Raw genomic sequence first — 19457 nt, forward strand, 5'->3', positions numbered from 1 at the left:
TGTTTCGTGATATTTTTTTAAGTACAGCTTGTAGATTTCTTTAGTAGTTATTTAAACTATGCTCATATAGCTCAGCGGTAGAGCACTCCCTTGGTAAGGGAGAGGTCTCGAGTTCAATTCTCGATATGAGCTCCACTTATATTCATTTTTTACGCCTGTTTTGCCCTATTGGTATATCCAGCTTGCATTATAAAAAATAATATGTGATAACTGTATAAAGTTTTGCATCGATATAACTATCATATAGCAAGCGATAATGACAGGGTAACACTGAGGTGTTGCCTTTTAGTGCTGTCAGTTTGCTTATGATTTAGCTTATGATACAGTAAGCTCACAAGCTAAAAGCTAATGTTATAATTAATTATTGTAGTTGCTGTATTTAAAGTAAAACAGATTAATAGTATCGTCTTTATTTGTATTCAGACTCTATGAGACAAATTATATTAAAGATGGATGCTCAACTCATTGTTTAACCAAAAAAGGAAAACCTCATGGCAAAGGCCAAGTTTGAACGCGTAAAGCCCCACGTTAACGTCGGCACCATCGGACACGTTGACCATGGTAAAACCACCCTAACTGCAGCTATCGCAACCGTAGCGGCCAAAACCTCAGGCGGCGAAGCCAAAGACTATGCGTCTATTGACTCAGCACCTGAAGAAAAAGCACGTGGCATTACCATCAACACCTCACACATTGAATATGACACCGAAGCTCGTCATTACGCCCACGTTGATTGCCCAGGTCACGCCGATTATGTTAAAAACATGATCACAGGTGCCGCCCAAATGGACGGCGCCATCCTAGTCGTCTCAGCCACAGACGGCCCAATGCCACAAACGCGTGAGCACATCTTGCTCTCTCGTCAGGTAGGCGTACCCTACATCATCGTCTTCATGAACAAATGTGACATGGTTGACGACGAAGAACTACTAGAGCTCGTCGAAATGGAAGTACGTGAACTCCTTTCTGACTACGACTTCCCAGGCGACGACACCCCAATCGTAAAAGGTAGTGCCACAGAAGCCCTAAAAGGCTCAGAAGACAAATACGGCGAACCAGCTGTTGTCGAACTACTAGAGATTCTAGACACCTACATCCCAGAGCCTGAGCGTGACGTCGACAAAGCATTCCTAATGCCAATCGAAGACGTCTTCTCAATCTCAGGTCGTGGTACTGTAGTTACCGGCCGTGTTGAGTCTGGTATCGTCCGCGTAGGCGACGAGATCGAAATCGTCGGTATCCGTGACACCCAAAAAACCACCTGTACTGGTGTAGAGATGTTCCGTAAACTGCTTGACGAAGGTCGTGCTGGTGAGAACTGTGGCGTACTACTACGTGGTACCAAGCGTGAAGACGTACAACGTGGCCAAGTACTAGCCAAGCCAGGTTCAATCACCCCGCATACCAAGTTTGACGCCGAAGTATACGTACTGTCAAAAGAAGAGGGTGGTCGTCACACACCATTCCTAAACGGCTATCGTCCACAGTTCTACTTCCGTACTACTGACGTGACTGGCGCAATCCAATTACAAGACGGTACTGAGATGGTTATGCCTGGCGACAACGTTGAGATGGGCGTAGAGCTTATCCATCCAATCGCTATGGACAAAGGTCTACGCTTCGCTATTCGTGAAGGCGGCCGTACGGTAGGCGCTGGTGTTGTTGCTTCAGTTAAGGACTAATCATTAGATTAGCTTTTACTTGTTAGACTTAGCGTCTAACTGCTAGATGAAGAAAAGCCATCCGCTAGGGTGGCTTTTTTGTGGGTGAAAGTTTTGTTTATACGTAATAACAAAGGGTTGGGCTGTAGGATGTGCTTCGCGTATCATAAATGGTTAATATAGAGCTTCTTCAGTTATTTTAAAAATTCTCTAGTCTTTGGCTTTAATCGATACACTTTCTTATCAATGGTGCGCTAGGCGCACCCTACAAAGGCTGACCTTTCAAATTGTATTAGGAAGTTAATTGATAAGAGAGTTTAAGAGCTATACTCTGACATGTAACAACAAGCGTAACCTGCAAAATCTATAATTCAAAATCTGATGGCGGGTTACGTTTCTTCTTCACTCTTTACGAGAGCTTGAAAAAACTAACCCACCCTACGCGCCCTTCAACCTTATAGATGTAACTTGTAGAGATAAGATAATGCTAACCATAGATTTGCTAAACAAAGAATCATCTAACCTTCAAATCACTATCCAAGCCGTTGCTAACATTGAAAGCTTGGTTCAATCGCGAGATGCTTGGGATTATCAGAGCATAGTAGGTTTGCTCGCACAGGATAGTATTGATTTACTGGTAGTTCGTAAAAGCGATGAAGTCGTTGGTTATTGCTTATATCAACATCTTTTTGAGCAAGCAGAGATTTTACGTATCGGCACGCATCCTGATTATCAGCGCCAAGGTATTGCTTCCCAGATCTTCACCGCATTAAACAATGAATTGATTAGCAAAGACGTCCAGCAGCTTATGTTAGAGGTGAGAGCAGATAATGTTGCGGCGGTTGCGTTGTATGAGCAGCAAGGGTTTGAGGTGATCTATAGGCGTAAAGGCTATTATAAAACGGCACACAAGCCTGCTGTCGATGCGTTGATTATGCAGCTTAATTATAAAAACAAAGCAGATAGGAGTGGATAAGGTTATCGATGATAAGGCAGCTTAGAGCTGTTATTCTTGCAGTCCTCTATAGAAGGTACATAACTCTCATCTTCTTGCATACGCGTCAGCAGAGTAATACGCTGAGTTAGCATCTCCACCATCAGATTGATAGTGGCTTGTTGTTCAAGGATTTGCGCTAGTTTTTGTTTGACGATATCGAGTTGTTCATCCAAATCAAGCTGACCATCGTAATAGTCATTTAGACTGTTTTGAATTTCAGTCAAGGTAAAGCCAATCGCTTGCGCGCTTTTGATCAGTGCGATACGATCCACGCATTCAGGATGGAACTCAGTGTATAGCCGTGATCCTGCTTGACGTTTACGAGATTTTAGTAATCCTAAATCATCGTAATGACGCACCGTATCTTTGGTCGTATTGGCAGTTTGTGCCAATTGACCTATTAATAAAAACGAGTCATCAGATGACATATAGCCGTCCTTGTGTGGGTAGATATCTGGCTGTGTCTATACGTGTAATCGTTTGCGCCTCTTTATGGTTACGGTTGTACTTTCCAAGGTAGCGCAGACCCTAACTTGGCAGCAGATAGAGGTTTGTGCGAACCGGTTTGCCATTGGACAGAACGCGCACCAATAAGGCTATCTAGCTGCGCCAAAAACTCAGTACGCGGCACTGTGGCCGCGCCCAAACTCATCAAGTGCTCGTTTGGCAGTTGGCAATCTACTAGCGCCACACCACTTTGCTCACATAGACGCATAAGACCCCAAAACGCAAGTTTGGACGCGTTAGAGGCAGTATGAAACATGGATTCCCCAAAATAAATACTGCCTATTTTTAGACCATATAATCCGCCTACTAGCTGTCCCACCTCATCCCAAACCTCGATACTATGAGCAAAACCATGAGCATGAAGCTCGGTATAAGCTTCAATCATCTCTTCATGAATCCAAGTATGTTCGCCCTCGGGCAGGCCATCACTACGCGGTAAGCTACAGGCATGAATGACCTCATCAAAAGCCTGATTGAGGGTCAATTGCCAACGCATGCGGTTTGCTTGTTTGCGTAGTGATTTACTGGGCTGATAGCTCTTTGGCGCGATCACGCAGCGCGGCTGGGGGCACCACCAAGCAATCGGCTCATCCTCGTTGAACCAAGGAAACAGACCGCGCGCATAAGCGGATATTAGAGTCTCTGCTGCCAAGTCTCCGCCTACTGCGACAATACCTATACCATCAGGATCGACCTCTATTGGACTTGGAAAGTTATAACGCCCAAGACTTTTTAGCCTCTCAGGCGTGATGGTGCTGGCACTAACCAGGGGTTTTTGACTTGAATGACTGTTGGCAGAGGCGCTCACTTACGCCTCTTTGTCCGCAGTCAAAGTTGAGGCGTAAGTGTGGTCAGTGGCAACCGCTTCACCGATAGCATCAAGATACTTTTCAGCATCGAGTGCTGCCATACAGCCAGTGCCCGCTGAGGTGATCGCTTGACGATAGACGTGATCTGCGACATCACCTGCGGCAAAAACGCCCTCAACACTGGTCTGGGTTGCATTACCATTAAGGCCACTGTTGACCACAAGATAGCCATCTTTCATGTCTAGCTGACCTTTGAACAGATCGGTATTAGGCTTGTGACCAATAGCGACGAACATGCCAAACACGTCCAGCTCTTTAGTGCTACCATCTAACATCGACTCGATGACCACACCGTTGACGCCCATATCATCGCCGACCACCTCGCGGACTTTATGATCCCACTCGATTTTGACATTACCGTTTTTGGCTTTTTCAAACAGCTTGTCTTGCAGTATTTTCTCAGAGCGCAGCTTGTCACGGCGATGCACTAAGGTCACCTCGGATGCGATGTTGGATAGATATAGCGCTTCTTCAACTGCGGTATTACCACCGCCAATAACCGCGACTTTTTGATCTTTATAAAAGAATCCATCACAAGTCGCACAAGCGGAGACGCCAAGGCCTCTAAATTTGGTTTCTGATTCTAATCCTAAATACTGAGCGGAGGCACCCGTCGAGATAATGAGGGCGTCACAAGTAAAATTGCCGTTGTCGCCAGTTAGCTTAAAAGGACGCTCGCTCAAATCCACCGCGTTGATATGATCATAAATCAGCTCAGTACCAAAACGCTCAGCATGAGATTTCATACGCTCCATTAGCGCAGGCCCTGTCAGATCATACGGGTCGCCTGGCCAGTTATCGACCTCTGACGTTGTTGTAAGCTGTCCGCCGACCTCTAAACCTGTGACCATGACAGGCTTTAGGTTAGCGCGCGCCGCATAGACAGCAGCGGCATACCCTGCTGGACCTGAGCCTAAGATAATGAGTTTTTCGTGGCGAGTGTTGTCAGTTGCCATATTGGTTCCTTACGGTAGTATTAAGTTTTATTAATTAAAGTGAGATAAAAATTATGCTACAAAGGTAGCATCAAAAAGGTAAAAACGTCGTCTTTAAAAATGACGAACGGTATCGTTATTTGTGGTGTTGTCAACATGCTGGCGTGATACTAACATAAGGGTGATAAGCAAAAAGTGCAAGTTTGCTAAAACAAACATCATTATCATTAGAATAAAACCATAAACAAAGCATTAAAGCCAGATTTGTAGATAACTCAGTCGCCAATTTACCTATCTATTTGTTATTATAGGAGGTTATATACAGCTTAAGACATAATCTGTTTTACTATAGGCTTTATGGTTAGCAGCGCTCATTTACACTATAAGCATCGCTTACTTATATAGTAATATTTGACGCCATTATGACGAACACTCGTCATAATCTGGCACCCTTTGTATGAATCGTATTGATAAAGGCAGATCCTACGTGATATCAGCATCAGTTATTGATTATTTAAAAAAAGGCATATTTACGGTCCTTGGATTGATAGTGGCCGTGTATTTGTTTGTGATTTTGCTGACTTATACCGGTAATGATCCCAGCTGGTCACATATCAGTAGTGATATGAATACGATCAATAATATGGGCGGCGCTATGGGCGCTTGGTTATCCGATCTGCTCTACAGTTTTTTTGGCTTTAGCGCTTGGTGGTTGCTAGCGTTTTTGGTGTATGAGTCTATTCTGATTTGGTGGGAGAGTAAGCCGACATTCTGGCCTTTGCGCTTGATGGCTTATGTGTTTTTATTACTCAGTGCTAGCGCCTTATTCGCTCAAGTAGTGGCTATTATTCAGCAAGTTACTGACCCTAGCGCAACCGCTCTAAAAGGAGTGGCAGGCGGGATCATCGGTCTTGAACTACAAGTACGTTTAGCGCAACTGTTAACGCAGTGGGGCAGCGTGGCGTTTTTGACATTGTTTGTGATTATTACCGCGACTTTTGCCTTCAACATTCACTGGCAAACGGTATACCATAAGCTCACTGATCTTGGGTGGCTTGGCTCTGGAGTCAGTGACAAGGCTCAACGTAGTGAGGCTCAAAGCGCAAAACAAAACGATAGTGAATCTCAAGAGGATAGCGATGAGCTTGATAACGAGTTTGCGACCGCTCAAAAAACAGACGCCGATCAACAAGAAAAATCAGGTCAATTGCCACTTGAGCTACCAGAGAAACAAGACAATGACACAGCGGACAGTGGTCGCTTTGGTAATGTGTTGACGGACTTTTTGACGAAGTCAGGCCTAAAAGACAGCGTAAAAGCGTCTATGGCGATAGCGGCAACAGAAGCGGCGGCTATGGGTTCTAAACCGCAAGCGGTAATGGCAACTGCTAGCTCTTATGCTAACGATGAGTCATTAAAAGAGCCTGTCACGACTTTACGTAAGGTAGAGCCAAGCTTTGCTTGGAATGATGCCAGTACCGTTGATGATCTATTAGCAACAGATGCTTTTGTCGCTAACTATGGTGAGCAATATGACGAGCAGTACGCCCCAAGCTCTGATGAAACGGTATCAGAGCTTGCTCCTACTCATAATGCAAATTTCGTAGAGCCATTAGCGTCATTAGAGCCTTCAGCGTCATCAGCACCATCAGCACCACTAGTACTACAACAAGATGATGCACTGTCCGATAGCAAAAACGGTGATGAAATTAGCGCAAGCCAGCTGGCTGATGCTTGGATCGCAGAGCATGATACTACTCCTGATACTAGGCTCAACATTATGCCTAATAATGAGCTCAATACTAATCTCAATATCAAGCCTGATAGCTCACCTGTTATAGCGAATGAGAGGGATGCAGTATCCTTTGATAATGACTCAACCGAAACGGTAAGTGCGCCAATGCATACTGAAACGGTCGCACCCGTCATTGAGCCGCAGTCTGACACTCAAGACGTATCAAGCGCGCCAGTCACTGATATGACACCGACCAATACGCCTCCTGCTAACCCGACGCTACCACCAACAGCTGTCACGCCAGCCGCAGCCGAGCCAGTAGTCGCAAAGCTAGATGAGCCAAGTGTCAGCTTTGCTGTGCCAGAGGGGGATAGCAGCAACCATATTACTGACATGATGCCAGATAATACCGACGCGCCAGTAATGCCAGATATCAGTGATGATGCCGCTTTTAGTCAAAAATCTCGAGCCATGCAAACGGCTGAGTATCGTGGTAATCTCACGCCTATTCCTGAGATGTCTATCCTAGATAAGCCCGATCCTGATCGCAAACCAAGCTATACCGTCGCCGAGCTTGAAAAATTATCAGAACTGCTTGAGATTAAATTACAAGAGTTCAATGTAAAGGCCGAGGTGGTCAATGCGATACCAGGGCCAGTGGTGACGCGTTTTGAGGTGGAGTTGGCAGCTGGCGTAAAAGCAAGCAAGGTCACAGGTATCTCCCGTGATTTGGCGCGCTCGTTATCTATGGCGTCCCTGCGCGTAGTCGAAGTCATACCAGGCAAACCCTATATCGGTATCGAAGTACCTAACAAAAAGCGCGAAATGGTACGCCTTATTGAGCTGCTTAATACGGACAAATTCAAAGACCCCAAAGCGCAAATCAGCATGGCGATGGGCAAAGATATCGGTGGCAATGCTATTATCACAGACCTTGCGCGCGCGCCGCATATGCTCGTTGCGGGTACCACAGGCTCTGGTAAGTCGGTACTGGTTAATTCTATGCTGCTATCGATACTACTTAAATACAAGCCCGATGAGCTACGTCTCATTCTCATTGATCCCAAGCAGTTAGAGCTTGCCAACTACAATGATATTCCGCATTTGCTCACGCCTGTGGTGACCGATATGACCGAGGCGGCGAGTAGTTTATCGTGGTGCGTGGCTGAGATGGAGCGCCGTTATCAGCTGATGAGTTTGCTCAAAGTACGTAAGCTCGATGAGTTTAATAAAAAAGTCCGCGCCGCTGAAAAAGCAGGTAAGCCAATGCTCGATCCCTTGTGGCGACCGAATGATAGCGTCAGCATTAGCCAAGCGCCTAAGCTTAAGACCCTGCCGATGATTGTCATTGTCGCTGACGAGTTTGCTGATATGATCATGCAAGTAGGTAAGCAAGCTGAAGAGCTAATCACGCGCTTGGCACAAAAATCACGGGCAGCAGGCATTCACCTTATGCTCGCCACTCAGCGTCCTTCGGTCGATGTCATTACAGGTCTGATCAAAGCCAATATTCCAGTGAGAGCCGCGCTACGAGTCAACTCAAAAGTCGATTCGCGCACGATACTCGATAGCGGAGGCGCTGAGGATATGCTCGGTAACGGTGATATGTTGTTCTTGGGGCCAGGTCAAATTGAGCCTGATCGCGTTCATGGCGCGTATGTCAGTGATGAAGAGGTCAACCGTGTCTGCGATGCGTGGCGCGAGCGCGGCGCACCAGATTATATTGATAACATGGCGGGCAACTTTGAATTGTCGAGTCCAAGCGGCGGCAGTACTGCTAATGCTTCCGGTGAAGATGATGATCTGTACAATGACGCGGTTGCCTTTATTATGGAGACGCGCAAAGTCTCGGCCTCAAGCATTCAGCGTAAGTTTAGTATCGGCTATAACCGCGCCGCACGCATTGTTGACTCTATGGAGGAGGCGGGACTCGTTAGCTCGATGGGCAAAAGTGGTAAGCGTGAGCTGCTTATGTAGCACTGTATGGTTATAATAAATAAAAGAACAAACGAGTCTCGTTTTTTTGTTTGAATAAACGACTATAAATGGCTGTTTTATTCTACACTTCAGCAAGGATGCCAACATGTTTAAAGAATATACCCAATACGATGCAATAGGATTGGCAGAGCTCGTCAAATCAGGCGAGGTGAGTGCCAAAGAGCTATTAGAGTCAGCGATTGCGCGCGCTAATACACTCAATCCCAAAATGAATGCCATTATTCATCGATTCGACGCGCGCGCTTACAACGCCGCGCAGCAAGGTTTGCCAGATGGCGCGTTCACAGGTGTGCCTTTTTTATTAAAAGATTTGTCTTTTTATTTTGAAGGTGAGCCGATCACTATGGGTAGCCGTAGTATCAACGTCGTCAATAAACACGACAGCGAAATCGTTAAACGTATGAAAGCCTCAGGAGTCAATACCTTTGGCAAGACCAATACGCCTGAGTTTGGGCTGATTATCACCACAGAACCCAAAGCACACGGTCCAACGCACAATCCCTTCAAAAAAGGCTACAGCTCTGGCGGCTCATCAGGTGGTAGTGCGGCAGCCGTTGCTAGTGGCATCGTACCGATGGCAGGCGCAGGCGATGGTGGCGGCTCTATACGGTTTCCTGCGGCGTGGTGCGGGGCAGTGGGGCTCAAACCGAGTCGCGGGCGCAATCCATTCGGTCCTGATTTTGGCGAAGGCTGGGATGGCGCTGCTGCCGATCACGTCATTACCCGCACGGTTCGTGATACCGCAGCTATGCTCGATGCGACTAGTGGCCGCGAGATCGGTGCGCCTTATGTTATTGCTGCGCCTGAGGGGTCGTTTTTGCAAGCAGCTATGCGCGCGCCTAAGCAGTTAACGATCGCTTTGCATCAGCAGCCGCTTATCGCTAATACGACTGTGGATAAAGAAGTGCTGGCTGTACTTGAGCGTACCGCCAAACAGCTAGAGTCTATGGGTCATCGCGTCGTTCCTGCTGAGCCTAATATCAATATCGAGCAGTTTTGGCATGATTTTATAGTCGTCGTTTGCGCGCATACAGCTTTTACCATCGATAATGTTGAGCGTAACTTTGGCGCTGAACATATCAAAAAACTAGAACCTCAAACCTACAATATGGCGATGCTTGGGCGTTCGCTATCTGCCGCCGACTTAGTCCATGCCAAGCACGGTTGGCACAATAGTCAGCATCAGACAGGACTGCTGCTTGAAACCTACGATATGATTTTGTCGCCCACAGTGCCGACAACGGCGGTTAAGCATGGTGTGCTGCCGCCAAGCCGAGTCGATGAGATGCTGATGAACACCTCAGGGCTTCTAAGCAAAGGTATCAATATGGGTAAGTATACTTTTAGCTCCGGCATGATAGAAAAACTCAGTCATCCCGTGCTGAGCAAAATGGCCTTTACGATATTGGGTAATGTCACAGGCCTGCCAGCGATGTCGATACCAATGGGTATGAGCAAAAAGGGTCTACCGATCGGTATGCAGCTGATTGGACGCATGAATGATGAGTCAACGATACTGAGCCTAGCAGCAGAGATAGAGCGTGCTGGCTGGTTTACTAAGCCAGCGTTTGAGAAGTAGATTTATTTGGTATTAGTTATCGCAAACACGCTTTAATCAAAACGATAAATATCCATACCTAAGCTATGATGCGCCATGCTTTGATGAACCACAGAGACACGTTGTCCTGCACCTAAAGCAAAAAATAGCGGTAATAAATGCTCGTCGCTTGGGTGAATATTGCGGTAGTCAGGATATTGCTGCCAATCTAGCGCCGTTGGTATATCAGTTTTAAGCTTTTTAAGCAACCATAGCTTAAAGTCTTTGGCGGTCTCATCAATACTATCAGCTTGCCATTTCATAGCTTGTAGATTATGGGTGATGTTGCCTGAACCGATCACAAGGATTTGCTGATGACGTAGGTTTGCTAGCTGCGCGCCTAATTGATAACAGGCTACGCTATCATAATGACGCGGCAAAGAGATCTGCACGATGGGCACATCAGCATCTGGGTATAAATGATGAAGCGGTACCCAAACACCGTGATCCCAAACTCGCACGGGATTGACGCGGCATGTGATACCACGCGCGCTTAGTTGCTGCGCAAGTGACTCTGCAAGCGATGGTTGACCTAATGCTGGATAGTCTAGCTCATATAGCGCATCATCAAACCCTGAAAAGTCATGCCAAGTCTTAGGTTTTGGGTTGCTACTAATCTCAAGCTTACTCGATTGCCAATGTGCGGACATGATGATAATCGCCCGCGGCTTGGGCAGGTTGTGGCCCATGCGAGCTAGTGCATTGGTCGTCGCTGATTGCTCGGTTGCGAGCGTTGGCGCGCCATGCGAGATAAACAAAGCTGGCAAAGTTGCGCCGCTGCTTAAGCGCGCAGACGAATCTGCCCATGTAACCGATCCTGTAATGGGAGCGATATTCGTGCGCGCTTGGCGGTCTGCGTGCGCTTGATAGTTAGGAGGTGTCGCAAATCTTGATTGAGTCATCTTGCATTTATTAGGGCGCAAGTGGGTTTTTCAATCGCTAGAGGGGACGATATTTTTAGATAATTTAACTCATGTGCTCACTATCAGTTGCCACGGTGATAAGGGTGATTGTGATTAATACTCATCGCGCGATACAGTTGCTCCATGAGCACTACTCGAACCAAAGGGTGCGGCATGGTCAGTGCTGATAGTGACCATTTGACATCGGCTTTTGCAAGTACCTCAGGCGACACGCCGTCAGCGCCGCCAATGACGAGGGCAATATCATCACCTTGCTGCATTGCGTCTGCCAGCTTATCTGCTAAGCCTTCAGTGGAGAGCATTTTACCTTTTACATCGAGTACCCAAAGTTGCTCGCGCCCTGAGGTGTTATGCGCGGCGAGAATCGCTTGACCCTCCATCTCGCGATACTGCGCCAAATTGGCATCAGAGGGGTTTTTGGCACGTTTCGCGGCAGCAATCTCGACTACCTCAGTGCTCAGCATAGGCTGAATACGTTTATGATACTCATTAAAGCCCGTTTGTACCCAATCAGGCATTTTATTACCTACAGTCAGAATGCGTACTTTCATACTAAATTATACTCGTTTAAAAATTTAACTAACGGATTAACGGACTAACGGATTAACGGCTTTAGCGTTTGGGATACGCGGTTACTGTCTTTAGCGTCTGGTTTTTTGAGGATAGTCAGCTTGGCATCAGATTCAAACACTACCGCTTCGATCTCATCAAAGTCATTAGCGCCCTCTGAACGCATCGCACATTCTACCTCTTGCTGAGTTAGACGCTCAGCACGCAGAGCTTCGGGCAAAAATTGTCCTTGATAAAAAACAATACGCGGGTCAGACAAAATAAACTGACTAAATGGCGGCGAGATAGAAGCGTATTTGGTTACTAGGTACTGAAGGACATATAACAAAATAATAGAAGAGCCGCCCTCAACAAAGGGTATAGACTCAAGTAAAATCGTACTTGCACCTATCGAGCCGATCATGACCGTCACTATCCAGTCAAAATTGTTTAATTGAGACGTTGAGCGTTTGCCTGAAACTTTGGTGGTTGTGACGATCAAGACATACACCATAACTGTCGTTAAGAGAATACGGCCTAACTTTTCGAGATCATCGAACATTAACATATCCATACCGCTATTTCCTTGTGACCACTAGGTATCAAAAATTTACTATCTTTATCTAAAGCTCATAGAACTACTATACGCCAATCTTTTTGATGATAAAAAATCATTTTGGGGTCAGCAGGCGATTAAATATCAAAATACTAATACGGGCGCAAGCGAGGGTCAGCAGCATAATCATGATAACTGCGCTGACTAAAGGCATAGGATTCTCAATAGCCATCTCTGTGAATACTTCGCGGCTGACGACGTCAAATAGCGCAAACCATATTCCCAAAAAATACAGCGTACTCAGTAGCCAGACGGTTGCGGTGCCAGCTAGAGTCAATCGATTCATCTCACTTTTTTGTAAAGCGCGCTTATGATGCTTGATAAACTTGTACACTGCAATATAAGCCGCCGCGATAACCGATAGCACCGTTACCAAGTGCGGGTTCATCACCAGCTGCGTTTGCACAACGATAAATACGACGCTGGCAAGAATATAACCAACTGCAAAAAACCCCACGTACTCTGTCATGTTGGCGTTTGAGTTAATAGCGTTTTGATACGCAAGGGGCGCAGGCTTTTGTAAGCTGGGGCGTTGATCAGTCATGAGGCTACCTATTACAAAATTAGGGCGTGTTTGATAATTCACAAATACGCACTGACAGAGACTATTTTTTAGTCGCTGCTCTTAAATTAGAAGCAAGATAAAAATAGTAAGTTTAGTCATTCTAAGCGTCTATTTTTATTAAAGGAGCGGCAAAAAAGAGTCCTGTCCTTTCAGGCTGATGCTAAAATTGCCCCCCAGCTCTATATAAGCAGTGTGTTGCAAGTCAAGCTAAGGTCTAGACATTATCTTCAACTTGCGCCGTGTCTGGAACATAGCTTTGATAAACTGGCAGCGATCAGCAGTGCCATGGTTGAATGTTCAACACGCCCTAAGCTATAAAATAAAAATTATCATCACTTAGCGCTGAGCGCTCCAATCAAGAAAAGCATCAAGTACGGGCCTTGCCCTATAAGCATTGAGCGCCTGCTCAGTATTAATAATGCCAACGACAGCGTAGTCTTGCCCTGATAGCCCTTTGACGTAGCCTGCCATTGAGGTTACATTATTTAATGTACCTGTCTTTATCCAGGCGCGCCCTATGGCTGCTGACTCAGGAAAACGCTGACTGTGAGAGGATATAGTACCGCTAACGCCCGCCACGCCCAGCGAGCTGACATAAACATCAAAACTGGGATGCGTATAAGCGTAGCTCAATAACTCACCTAAATTGGCCGCGCTCAAAGTGCACTCTCTACATAGACCTGAACCATTGGTTAGATACGGCGGCGACGTGCTTAAATGCGTGCGCCACCAGTCATCAATGCGCGCCAAGGCCTGCGGATAATCGGTCATCTTTGGCGCGCCATAGTAATATAGACTATTTACTGTGCTAGTGTTTTTTTGAGCATTACCAGAGCTATAGGCCCCCAAAGATAAGGCAACTTGCTCGGTCATCACGTTGTTTGAAAAATGGTTGATATCGTAGATCTGCTGAGTCAAATTCAGCGAAGGATAACTGGCAATAGGTAAGGGTGATACCGCGTTTGCGTAACTTTTATGGCGTCTACTAATCGCTTGATAAGGCATGTCTTGAGCAATCACTCGACCGTCAAGCGTATTACCCAGTTGTTGCCACTTTGAGGCGACCACACGCGCGCCAAAGTCTTTGGCGTCAGGGTAGGCGACATAAAATACGTGCTCAGCGCAGCTGACTGGTAGACTGGCATTGAGTACCAGCTTATCAGCTTGCCAGTCAGGGGCAAGACTACTGCTCGCCTGCGCGCAAGCTGCTTGCCGTGTGCCTATAGACGAGGGCAGCTGATAGTTTGCAAGAGTAGGCTTATAGGTTAGTTTGGCGCTATTATTGTCGACAAGGTAGCTGCGAATACCGACGGTATTAAAGTTAATTAAGAATCCATCAGGGCTAGCATTATAAGGTCGTAGTGGCGCGTTATCAAAGGCGGCAGGGTCTTTGGTGACATTTGCAAAGATCGTACTATCGACGATAATATCGCCATCGACATGACGTATGCCTGCTTTTGTTACCTGATAAAGCAGCTGACGCAAACGCTCATGAGTCATTTTGGGGTCGCCGCTACCTTGAATAATCAGATCGCCTTGCAGACGATTACCGACAATCAGTCCCGTATGATATACCCGAGTATGCCAAACAAAATCAGCGCCCAAAGTATCAAGGGCAATAAAGCTAGGAATAAGCTTCATAGTGCTAGCAGGCGTGCGCGCTATATCTGCTTGATGAGTCAGTAACGGCTGACGATGAGGAGATGAAGACGGCGCGGGTAGGGTTGGCGTCTCTGCATTGCTACTTCCATCAGTATCGTGAATAAGCTTGTCATTGCTAATAGTATCATCAAAAGGATCAAGACTTAGATGCGTATAAGGGTCATCAGTATAGCTATTGAGTTGACGCTCTTGCTCGTTGATGTCTTGTTGAGCGATGAGTTGCTGATTTTTCGTTGATGTCTTTTGCGTAGAGGTAAGCGTGCTATCGTTGCCAGTACTGTTTTTATCAGTACTGGCTTCAACACTGCCATCTTTATCAGTGCTAGCTTTGTCAGTGCTAGCCTCGTCAAGCGTCACTACTTGTACTATCGGCGGTAATCGACTGCTATCTTTTTGACCGATAGGTATAACCATAATACTGATATCTGCAGGCGCAAGTTCCGCCTTTGTCAGTGCCTCTAAGATAGGCGCTGGCAATACCGCTTGCGCACTTATCGGCGCCAGCATAACTAGAGCAATAGATATAGAAGATAAGCGACGAGAAGTTTGGGTGATAGGCATGACAGACACTACTTTAAAAGCTCAAAAACCAGCTATAGTATCATGAGTTAGCGGTTTTACGTACCATCAACGCTAGCTTTGCGTCCATAAAATCAGGCTTTTGGTACCAGCAGGTTTTTAATAGAGTAGCAATGATCATTAGCGCAAATGCACAAAGGCCATAGCCGTCATAATGGCGTCGTTGTAAGCATCATGCGCGCCTAATTCGGGAATATCATAGTGAGCCATAATGTTGCTCAGGTGATGGGATTGATCAGGAGCCGCCCCCGCTGAGCTGCCCATTTGTCTGGCGTATAGCTTACGTACATCAATCACCTGATTGGGAAGGGGCACGCCCATGTAACTTTTTATTAGAGGATTTAAAAAGGCGGTATCAATCTGCGGACAAAATCCTACAATAGGACGATTAGCGATAAAGGGCAGGAGTAGTGCCAGCATCTCGTCATAACTCATACCGTTTTCGACCTCAGCGGCGCGTAGTCCGTGAATGACAATAGTATCGGCATCTGGCATAACAGGCGGGCGACAGACCAGATGCAGACCATTGCCCGTATCGATCATATTGTCATTGACATGAATGGCGGCAACCGAGATCAGGTGATGTTTACGCGGATTTAGCCCGGTCATCTCGCAGTCGATGGCGACCCACTGCCCTGATAGCGGCGGCTCAAACATCCTCTCAAGCTCAGGACGTTGTAGCTTGGCTTTGTGCCATGACGTAGTGAGTTGCTTAAGCCAGCTCATAGTCGGCTCCCATTTATCCGATTTCTAACTGATAGTGCTGCGTAAGCTCGTACTTAAAGCTTTTGACGACTGCTAAGCACTCTTTTAGCGCGTCACGTTCTAGCGCTGACAGGGTTATTGGATCGACTTGGCGGGCATACTTGTCATCAGTTGCAAGCGCAACTGCCAAGCGCTGCGCCATAAAGAACTCTAGCGCTTCACCTAGCGTCTCGGCGCGCTCCTTATTGAACATACCAGCATTGACCAAAGCTTTGAGGCGCTCTTTGGTACTGGTGACCTCAAATATATTGTGCTCAAGAGCTAACGCACGAATACCGTGTACCAGCGGAAATAGACCTGACTTTTTGAGATCCACATCGCGGCGCGTCGGTTTACCGATTAAGGGGACAAACTTTTGCCACCATTGACTAACATCACCAAACTGCAAGGCGGCGCGTGCAAAATGACGGACGAACATAGGATCTGCGCGCATGTGCGCGACTTGTAGATGGGCGCGTATTTGCGCTAACAGCTCTCTATCGCCGCAGACGTACTCGCCGTCGAGTATTGAGGATAAATAAATACCATGCATAGGATCGGTATTTTTGAACCACAGGCTAATCTGCGCTTTAAAATCGCTAATAGATTGTCGCCATATGGGATTATTCATCATAATATGGCCATCGCATAAGGGATAACCTAAGACGGACAGCTGCTGATTAAAGGTATCGGCAAACTTTTCTAAGTCAGGATGAGTAAACCCATCACGAATGATCAGTGCATTGTCTTGGTCAGTACGCATAATCTGCTCACCGCGGCCCTCTGAACCCATAACGATGACACAAGTGTTCTCAATCACTTCTTTGGGGGCGATTAGCTGCCACAGCTTTGTGAATACTTGAGCGTTAAGCTGCTGTACCATGCGGCTAACCACGCTGACTTTCACCCCGTTTTGCTGCTGCGCGCGGATGTAGCGACCGATCAGCTCCACTGCTTTATCTAAACTGCGCATATCCTGCGCCTGCTCAATCTCCATACTGATGAGCTGCGAGTGTTGACCGACGTAGGCGATCAAATCACTCTGCGCTAATACGCCTATAACCGTGTCGCTATCGTCTAAAACGGGCAGGCGATGGATACGGTAGCGCGTCATCATCAATAGCGCATCACCAATCTCACGTTTATCTTTGATGGTATGCAGATTAAAGCTAGCATAATCTAAACAAGGGGTAGTAGCAGGGTCTTTTTGCTCACTGACTGCGCGGCAAATATCGTGATCACTCAAGAGTCCTAAAGTATGATCTGATTTAGGCGGTACTACCGATTGTGATACCTCGCTCTGTTTCTGCTCAGCTTGCTTAGGTGAGCGCACCAGTACATGCTTGAGACCGGCGTCCATCATGATACGCGTGGCTTGATATAAGCTGCTACTTGCAGCAACGATATGGACGGGTAATAAAGTGACATCGGTGACAGGTTGCAAAAGGATTTGTTGTACCTCTTGCTGGGCGGAGTAGCTACTAGTGCCCGCAGCCTGATTGCTACGTCTAAGCTCGAGCGCTTTTAGACGCTCGGAGAGCTTGTCGGATAACAACTGACGCACCAGGTGATTTTGCGCGCCAATCTTGTCGATAGCGCTGCCATCAACTTGAAGTAATAATGAGTCCTCTACCGCACAAAACTGGTAATACTCAGGCAAGTGACCCGTCTCACCGTTTTTGTCGGTGCGCTCAGGAGTACGGCGGCTATCAAACCAGTCATTACTGTTTAAATGCTTGGTATGGTTGTTACCTAGGTAAGTGGCGACGAATTCATCACCCAAGCGCTGCTCAATTTGACCTTTTAAAACCACAAAAAAATACTGTAAATCATCGACAGCCAAGGAGTCATCTTTAGCAAGATAGCGCACTTGGGTATGTTTTTTGACGCTTAGACGCTCATCAGCGCTTAACACATCAAAAGGCGGCTGGGTAAAATCAAGCTGAGGCATGACATCTTCCTTTTAGTGCTATTTAGTCTTACTATAGCACTATCCCCGCACAAATCCACAATAACATCATTGTTATCAAAATATCATGTTACGATCAAAGAGAAGAGAGTCTGTCATGTTAATCGGTCAGCATTGTACGGATACGGCGAATGGCTTCACGACTCTCCTCAACGCTGGCAACTAGGGCGATACGCACATAGCCTTGACCTGGGTTAAAGCCATCGGCCTCCCTTGAGAGATAACGTCCTGCAAGCGCGTGAATATTGGCCTGCTCATAAAGCGCTTTGACAAAAGCTTCATCATCACAATCGAACTGCTCAGGCGCTTTTATCCAAAAGTAAAACCCAGCGTCTGGCATACGTAGATCTAGTAGCTCGCCTAACTCTTGCATCCACAAAGCAAATTTTTCTCTATAAAGCGTGCGATTATGCGCCACGTGCTTCTCATCTTGCCAAGCGGCAATCGATGCGAGTTGATGGGCGATAGGCATAGCGCAGCCTTGATAAGTACGATATTGCAGGTAACTTTGTAGGATATCGCCATCGCCTGCGATAAACCCTGAGCGCAGTCCTGGCAAGTTTGAGCGTTTTGATAGGGAGTGAAAGACCACACAGTTTTTGAAATTATCACGTCCAAGAGCGGCGCACGCTTGTAGTAACCCTATGGGTGCCTCATCGAAATATAACTCGCTGTAGCACTCATCGCTTGCGATAATAAAGTCGTGCTGATCTGATAAGCGAATCAGGTATTCCCAATCATCCATAGTCATCACAGAGCCAGTAGGATTATTCGGGTTACAGACGAATAATAGCTGAGTACGCGTCCAGACCTCTTTGGGTACCGAACGGTAGCTGCCCTTAAAGTTGTTAGCAGGGGTACAAGGTACAAAATGCGGCGTGGCCTCTGCAAGTATCGCCGCCCCTTCATAGATTTGATAAAAAGGATTGGGCATGACGACGGTAGGCTCATCGTTATTGCCATCATGGTTGATAACCGCTTGAACGAAACTAAATATCGCTTCACGCGAGCCCATAACGGGTAATACTTGTGAGTTTGGATTGACATGCTGCAAAAAAAACCGCTTTTCTAACCAGTGCGCGATGGTTTGACGCAGCTCAAACATACCGCTCGTCGTCGGATAGCGCGCTAAGGTGTCCAAGTTTTCTTGTAGTACGTCCAGCACAAAGGCGGGCGGTGCGTGTTTTGGCTCACCAATACCTAGCTTGATCTCAGTGTAGTCGAGGGCAGGCGAGCTATTCTCTAGCAAAGTTGCCATTTTTGCAAAGGGGTAGGGATGCAGGTGCGTTAAGTTGTTATTCATAAGATCGCTGGCTATAATAGACAATAAATAATAAAGTTATAAAGAAAAATTACAGTTTAGTAGTGTAGCACTTCTGCTGTTTGATGTCTTTTTCTTCCAATGCTTATTGTCATTATCCCAATACCTAAAGGTTGAATGACTCAAGTTCAAAGATATAAAGTTTATGGTGATTTAGTTTAAGATGACTCAAGGACGTATCCAGTCATTTTGTAGTAAACCGTCTTATAATGAGCAGCTGCACTCTATCA

General features: G+C 46.5%; 15 protein-coding genes and 1 tRNA gene. 5 read left to right on the forward strand and 11 right to left on the reverse strand.

Annotated features, from left to right (window positions below; all coding sequences use genetic code 11):
* Positions 1 to 60: 60 nt before the first annotated feature.
* The 3 genes from ACR64J_RS02375 to rimI all read left to right on the forward strand — a co-directional run bounded on the left by ACR64J_RS02375 (position 61) and on the right by rimI (position 2637).
* Positions 61 to 135: transfer RNA gene (locus tag ACR64J_RS02375), tRNA-Thr, on the forward strand.
* 356 nt (positions 136 to 491) lie between these two features.
* A complete protein-coding gene (gene tuf / locus ACR64J_RS02380; RefSeq protein WP_435949696.1) occupies positions 492 to 1682 on the forward strand; it encodes an elongation factor Tu in 1191 nt (396 codons plus the stop codon).
* A 463-nt stretch (positions 1683 to 2145) separates the two neighbouring features.
* A complete protein-coding gene (gene rimI / locus ACR64J_RS02385; RefSeq protein ID WP_435950299.1) occupies positions 2146 to 2637 on the forward strand; it encodes a ribosomal protein S18-alanine N-acetyltransferase in 492 nt (163 codons plus the stop codon).
* A 2-nt stretch (positions 2638 to 2639) separates the two neighbouring features.
* Here rimI and ACR64J_RS02390 read toward each other — a convergent pair whose 3' ends face one another.
* The 3 genes from ACR64J_RS02390 to trxB form a co-directional block, all read right to left on the reverse strand.
* On the reverse strand, positions 2640 to 3086 hold the full coding sequence (locus tag ACR64J_RS02390) for a MerR family transcriptional regulator (protein ID WP_435950300.1): 447 nt from the start codon (positions 3084 to 3086) through the stop codon (positions 2640 to 2642).
* Positions 3087 to 3154: 68 nt separating this feature from the next.
* A complete protein-coding gene (gene aat / locus ACR64J_RS02395; RefSeq protein ID WP_435951009.1) occupies positions 3155 to 3934 on the reverse strand; it encodes a leucyl/phenylalanyl-tRNA--protein transferase in 780 nt (259 codons plus the stop codon).
* A 39-nt stretch (positions 3935 to 3973) separates the two neighbouring features.
* Positions 3974 to 4990, reverse strand: coding sequence for a thioredoxin-disulfide reductase (gene trxB, locus ACR64J_RS02400; RefSeq protein WP_435950301.1), 1017 nt, complete (start codon positions 4988 to 4990; stop codon positions 3974 to 3976).
* Positions 4991 to 5426: 436 nt separating this feature from the next.
* On the opposite strand from trxB, the gene ACR64J_RS02405 reads away from it, so the two are divergent.
* A complete protein-coding gene (locus tag ACR64J_RS02405; protein WP_435950302.1) occupies positions 5427 to 8681 on the forward strand; it encodes a DNA translocase FtsK 4TM domain-containing protein in 3255 nt (1084 codons plus the stop codon).
* A 106-nt stretch (positions 8682 to 8787) separates the two neighbouring features.
* On the forward strand, positions 8788 to 10281 hold the full coding sequence (locus ACR64J_RS02410; RefSeq protein ID WP_317200827.1) for an amidase: 1494 nt from the start codon (positions 8788 to 8790) through the stop codon (positions 10279 to 10281).
* 32 nt (positions 10282 to 10313) lie between these two features.
* Here the strand turns inward: ACR64J_RS02410 and ACR64J_RS02415 are convergent, their stop codons facing one another.
* The 8 genes from ACR64J_RS02415 to dapC form a co-directional block, all read right to left on the reverse strand.
* The gene (locus ACR64J_RS02415) at positions 10314 to 11201 is read right to left on the reverse strand and encodes a DODA-type extradiol aromatic ring-opening family dioxygenase (RefSeq protein WP_435950303.1); all 888 of its coding nucleotides are present in this window, start codon (positions 11199 to 11201) and stop codon (positions 10314 to 10316) included.
* An 83-nt stretch (positions 11202 to 11284) separates the two neighbouring features.
* Entirely contained in the window at positions 11285 to 11773 is a 489-nt protein-coding gene (gene rlmH, locus ACR64J_RS02420) for a 23S rRNA (pseudouridine(1915)-N(3))-methyltransferase RlmH (protein ID WP_435950304.1), read from the reverse strand.
* A 44-nt stretch (positions 11774 to 11817) separates the two neighbouring features.
* Positions 11818 to 12345 (reverse strand): DUF421 domain-containing protein, encoded by a 528-nt coding sequence (locus ACR64J_RS02425; protein WP_435950305.1) that lies wholly within the window; start codon positions 12343 to 12345, stop codon positions 11818 to 11820.
* A gap of 97 nt (positions 12346 to 12442) precedes the next feature.
* Complete coding sequence (locus tag ACR64J_RS02430; protein ID WP_317200823.1) at positions 12443 to 12931, reverse strand: ABZJ_00895 family protein; 489 nt, start codon at positions 12929 to 12931, stop codon at positions 12443 to 12445.
* A 357-nt stretch (positions 12932 to 13288) separates the two neighbouring features.
* Positions 13289 to 15175, reverse strand: a complete 1887-nt coding sequence (gene dacB, locus ACR64J_RS02435; protein ID WP_435950306.1) for a D-alanyl-D-alanine carboxypeptidase/D-alanyl-D-alanine endopeptidase — start codon at positions 15173 to 15175, stop codon at positions 13289 to 13291.
* 138 nt (positions 15176 to 15313) lie between these two features.
* Positions 15314 to 15919, reverse strand: coding sequence for a 3'-5' exonuclease (locus ACR64J_RS02440; RefSeq protein WP_435950307.1), 606 nt, complete (start codon positions 15917 to 15919; stop codon positions 15314 to 15316).
* Between the two features lie 13 nt (positions 15920 to 15932).
* Complete coding sequence (locus ACR64J_RS02445) at positions 15933 to 17888, reverse strand: DUF294 nucleotidyltransferase-like domain-containing protein (protein ID WP_435950308.1); 1956 nt, start codon at positions 17886 to 17888, stop codon at positions 15933 to 15935.
* Positions 17889 to 18006: 118 nt separating this feature from the next.
* The gene (gene dapC / locus ACR64J_RS02450) at positions 18007 to 19209 is read right to left on the reverse strand and encodes a succinyldiaminopimelate transaminase (RefSeq protein WP_435950309.1); all 1203 of its coding nucleotides are present in this window, start codon (positions 19207 to 19209) and stop codon (positions 18007 to 18009) included.
* Positions 19210 to 19457 lie beyond the last annotated feature (248 nt).

The organism is Psychrobacter sp. DM8, assembly GCF_051307025.1.
GTDB lineage: Bacteria > Pseudomonadota > Gammaproteobacteria > Pseudomonadales > Moraxellaceae > Psychrobacter.

Excerpts from the sequence above, each read along its gene's own strand:
- tuf (WP_435949696.1), top strand. The coding sequence starts at position 492 with ATGGCAAAGGCCAAGTTTGAACGCGTAAAGCCCCACGTTAACGTCGGC.
- rimI (WP_435950299.1), top strand. The coding sequence starts at position 2,146 with ATGCTAACCATAGATTTGCTAAACAAAGAATCATCTAACCTTCAAATC.
- ACR64J_RS02390 (WP_435950300.1), bottom strand. The coding sequence starts at position 3,086 with ATGTCATCTGATGACTCGTTTTTATTAATAGGTCAATTGGCACAAACT.
- trxB (WP_435950301.1), bottom strand. The coding sequence starts at position 4,990 with ATGGCAACTGACAACACTCGCCACGAAAAACTCATTATCTTAGGCTCA.
- ACR64J_RS02405 (WP_435950302.1), top strand. The coding sequence starts at position 5,427 with ATGAATCGTATTGATAAAGGCAGATCCTACGTGATATCAGCATCAGTT.
- ACR64J_RS02410 (WP_317200827.1), top strand. The coding sequence starts at position 8,788 with ATGTTTAAAGAATATACCCAATACGATGCAATAGGATTGGCAGAGCTC.
- ACR64J_RS02415 (WP_435950303.1), bottom strand. The coding sequence starts at position 11,201 with ATGACTCAATCAAGATTTGCGACACCTCCTAACTATCAAGCGCACGCA.
- rlmH (WP_435950304.1), bottom strand. The coding sequence starts at position 11,773 with ATGAAAGTACGCATTCTGACTGTAGGTAATAAAATGCCTGATTGGGTA.
- ACR64J_RS02425 (WP_435950305.1), bottom strand. The coding sequence starts at position 12,345 with ATGGATATGTTAATGTTCGATGATCTCGAAAAGTTAGGCCGTATTCTC.
- ACR64J_RS02430 (WP_317200823.1), bottom strand. The coding sequence starts at position 12,931 with ATGACTGATCAACGCCCCAGCTTACAAAAGCCTGCGCCCCTTGCGTAT.
- dacB (WP_435950306.1), bottom strand. The coding sequence starts at position 15,175 with ATGCCTATCACCCAAACTTCTCGTCGCTTATCTTCTATATCTATTGCT.
- ACR64J_RS02440 (WP_435950307.1), bottom strand. The coding sequence starts at position 15,919 with ATGAGCTGGCTTAAGCAACTCACTACGTCATGGCACAAAGCCAAGCTA.
- ACR64J_RS02445 (WP_435950308.1), bottom strand. The coding sequence starts at position 17,888 with ATGCCTCAGCTTGATTTTACCCAGCCGCCTTTTGATGTGTTAAGCGCT.
- dapC (WP_435950309.1), bottom strand. The coding sequence starts at position 19,209 with ATGAATAACAACTTAACGCACCTGCATCCCTACCCCTTTGCAAAAATG.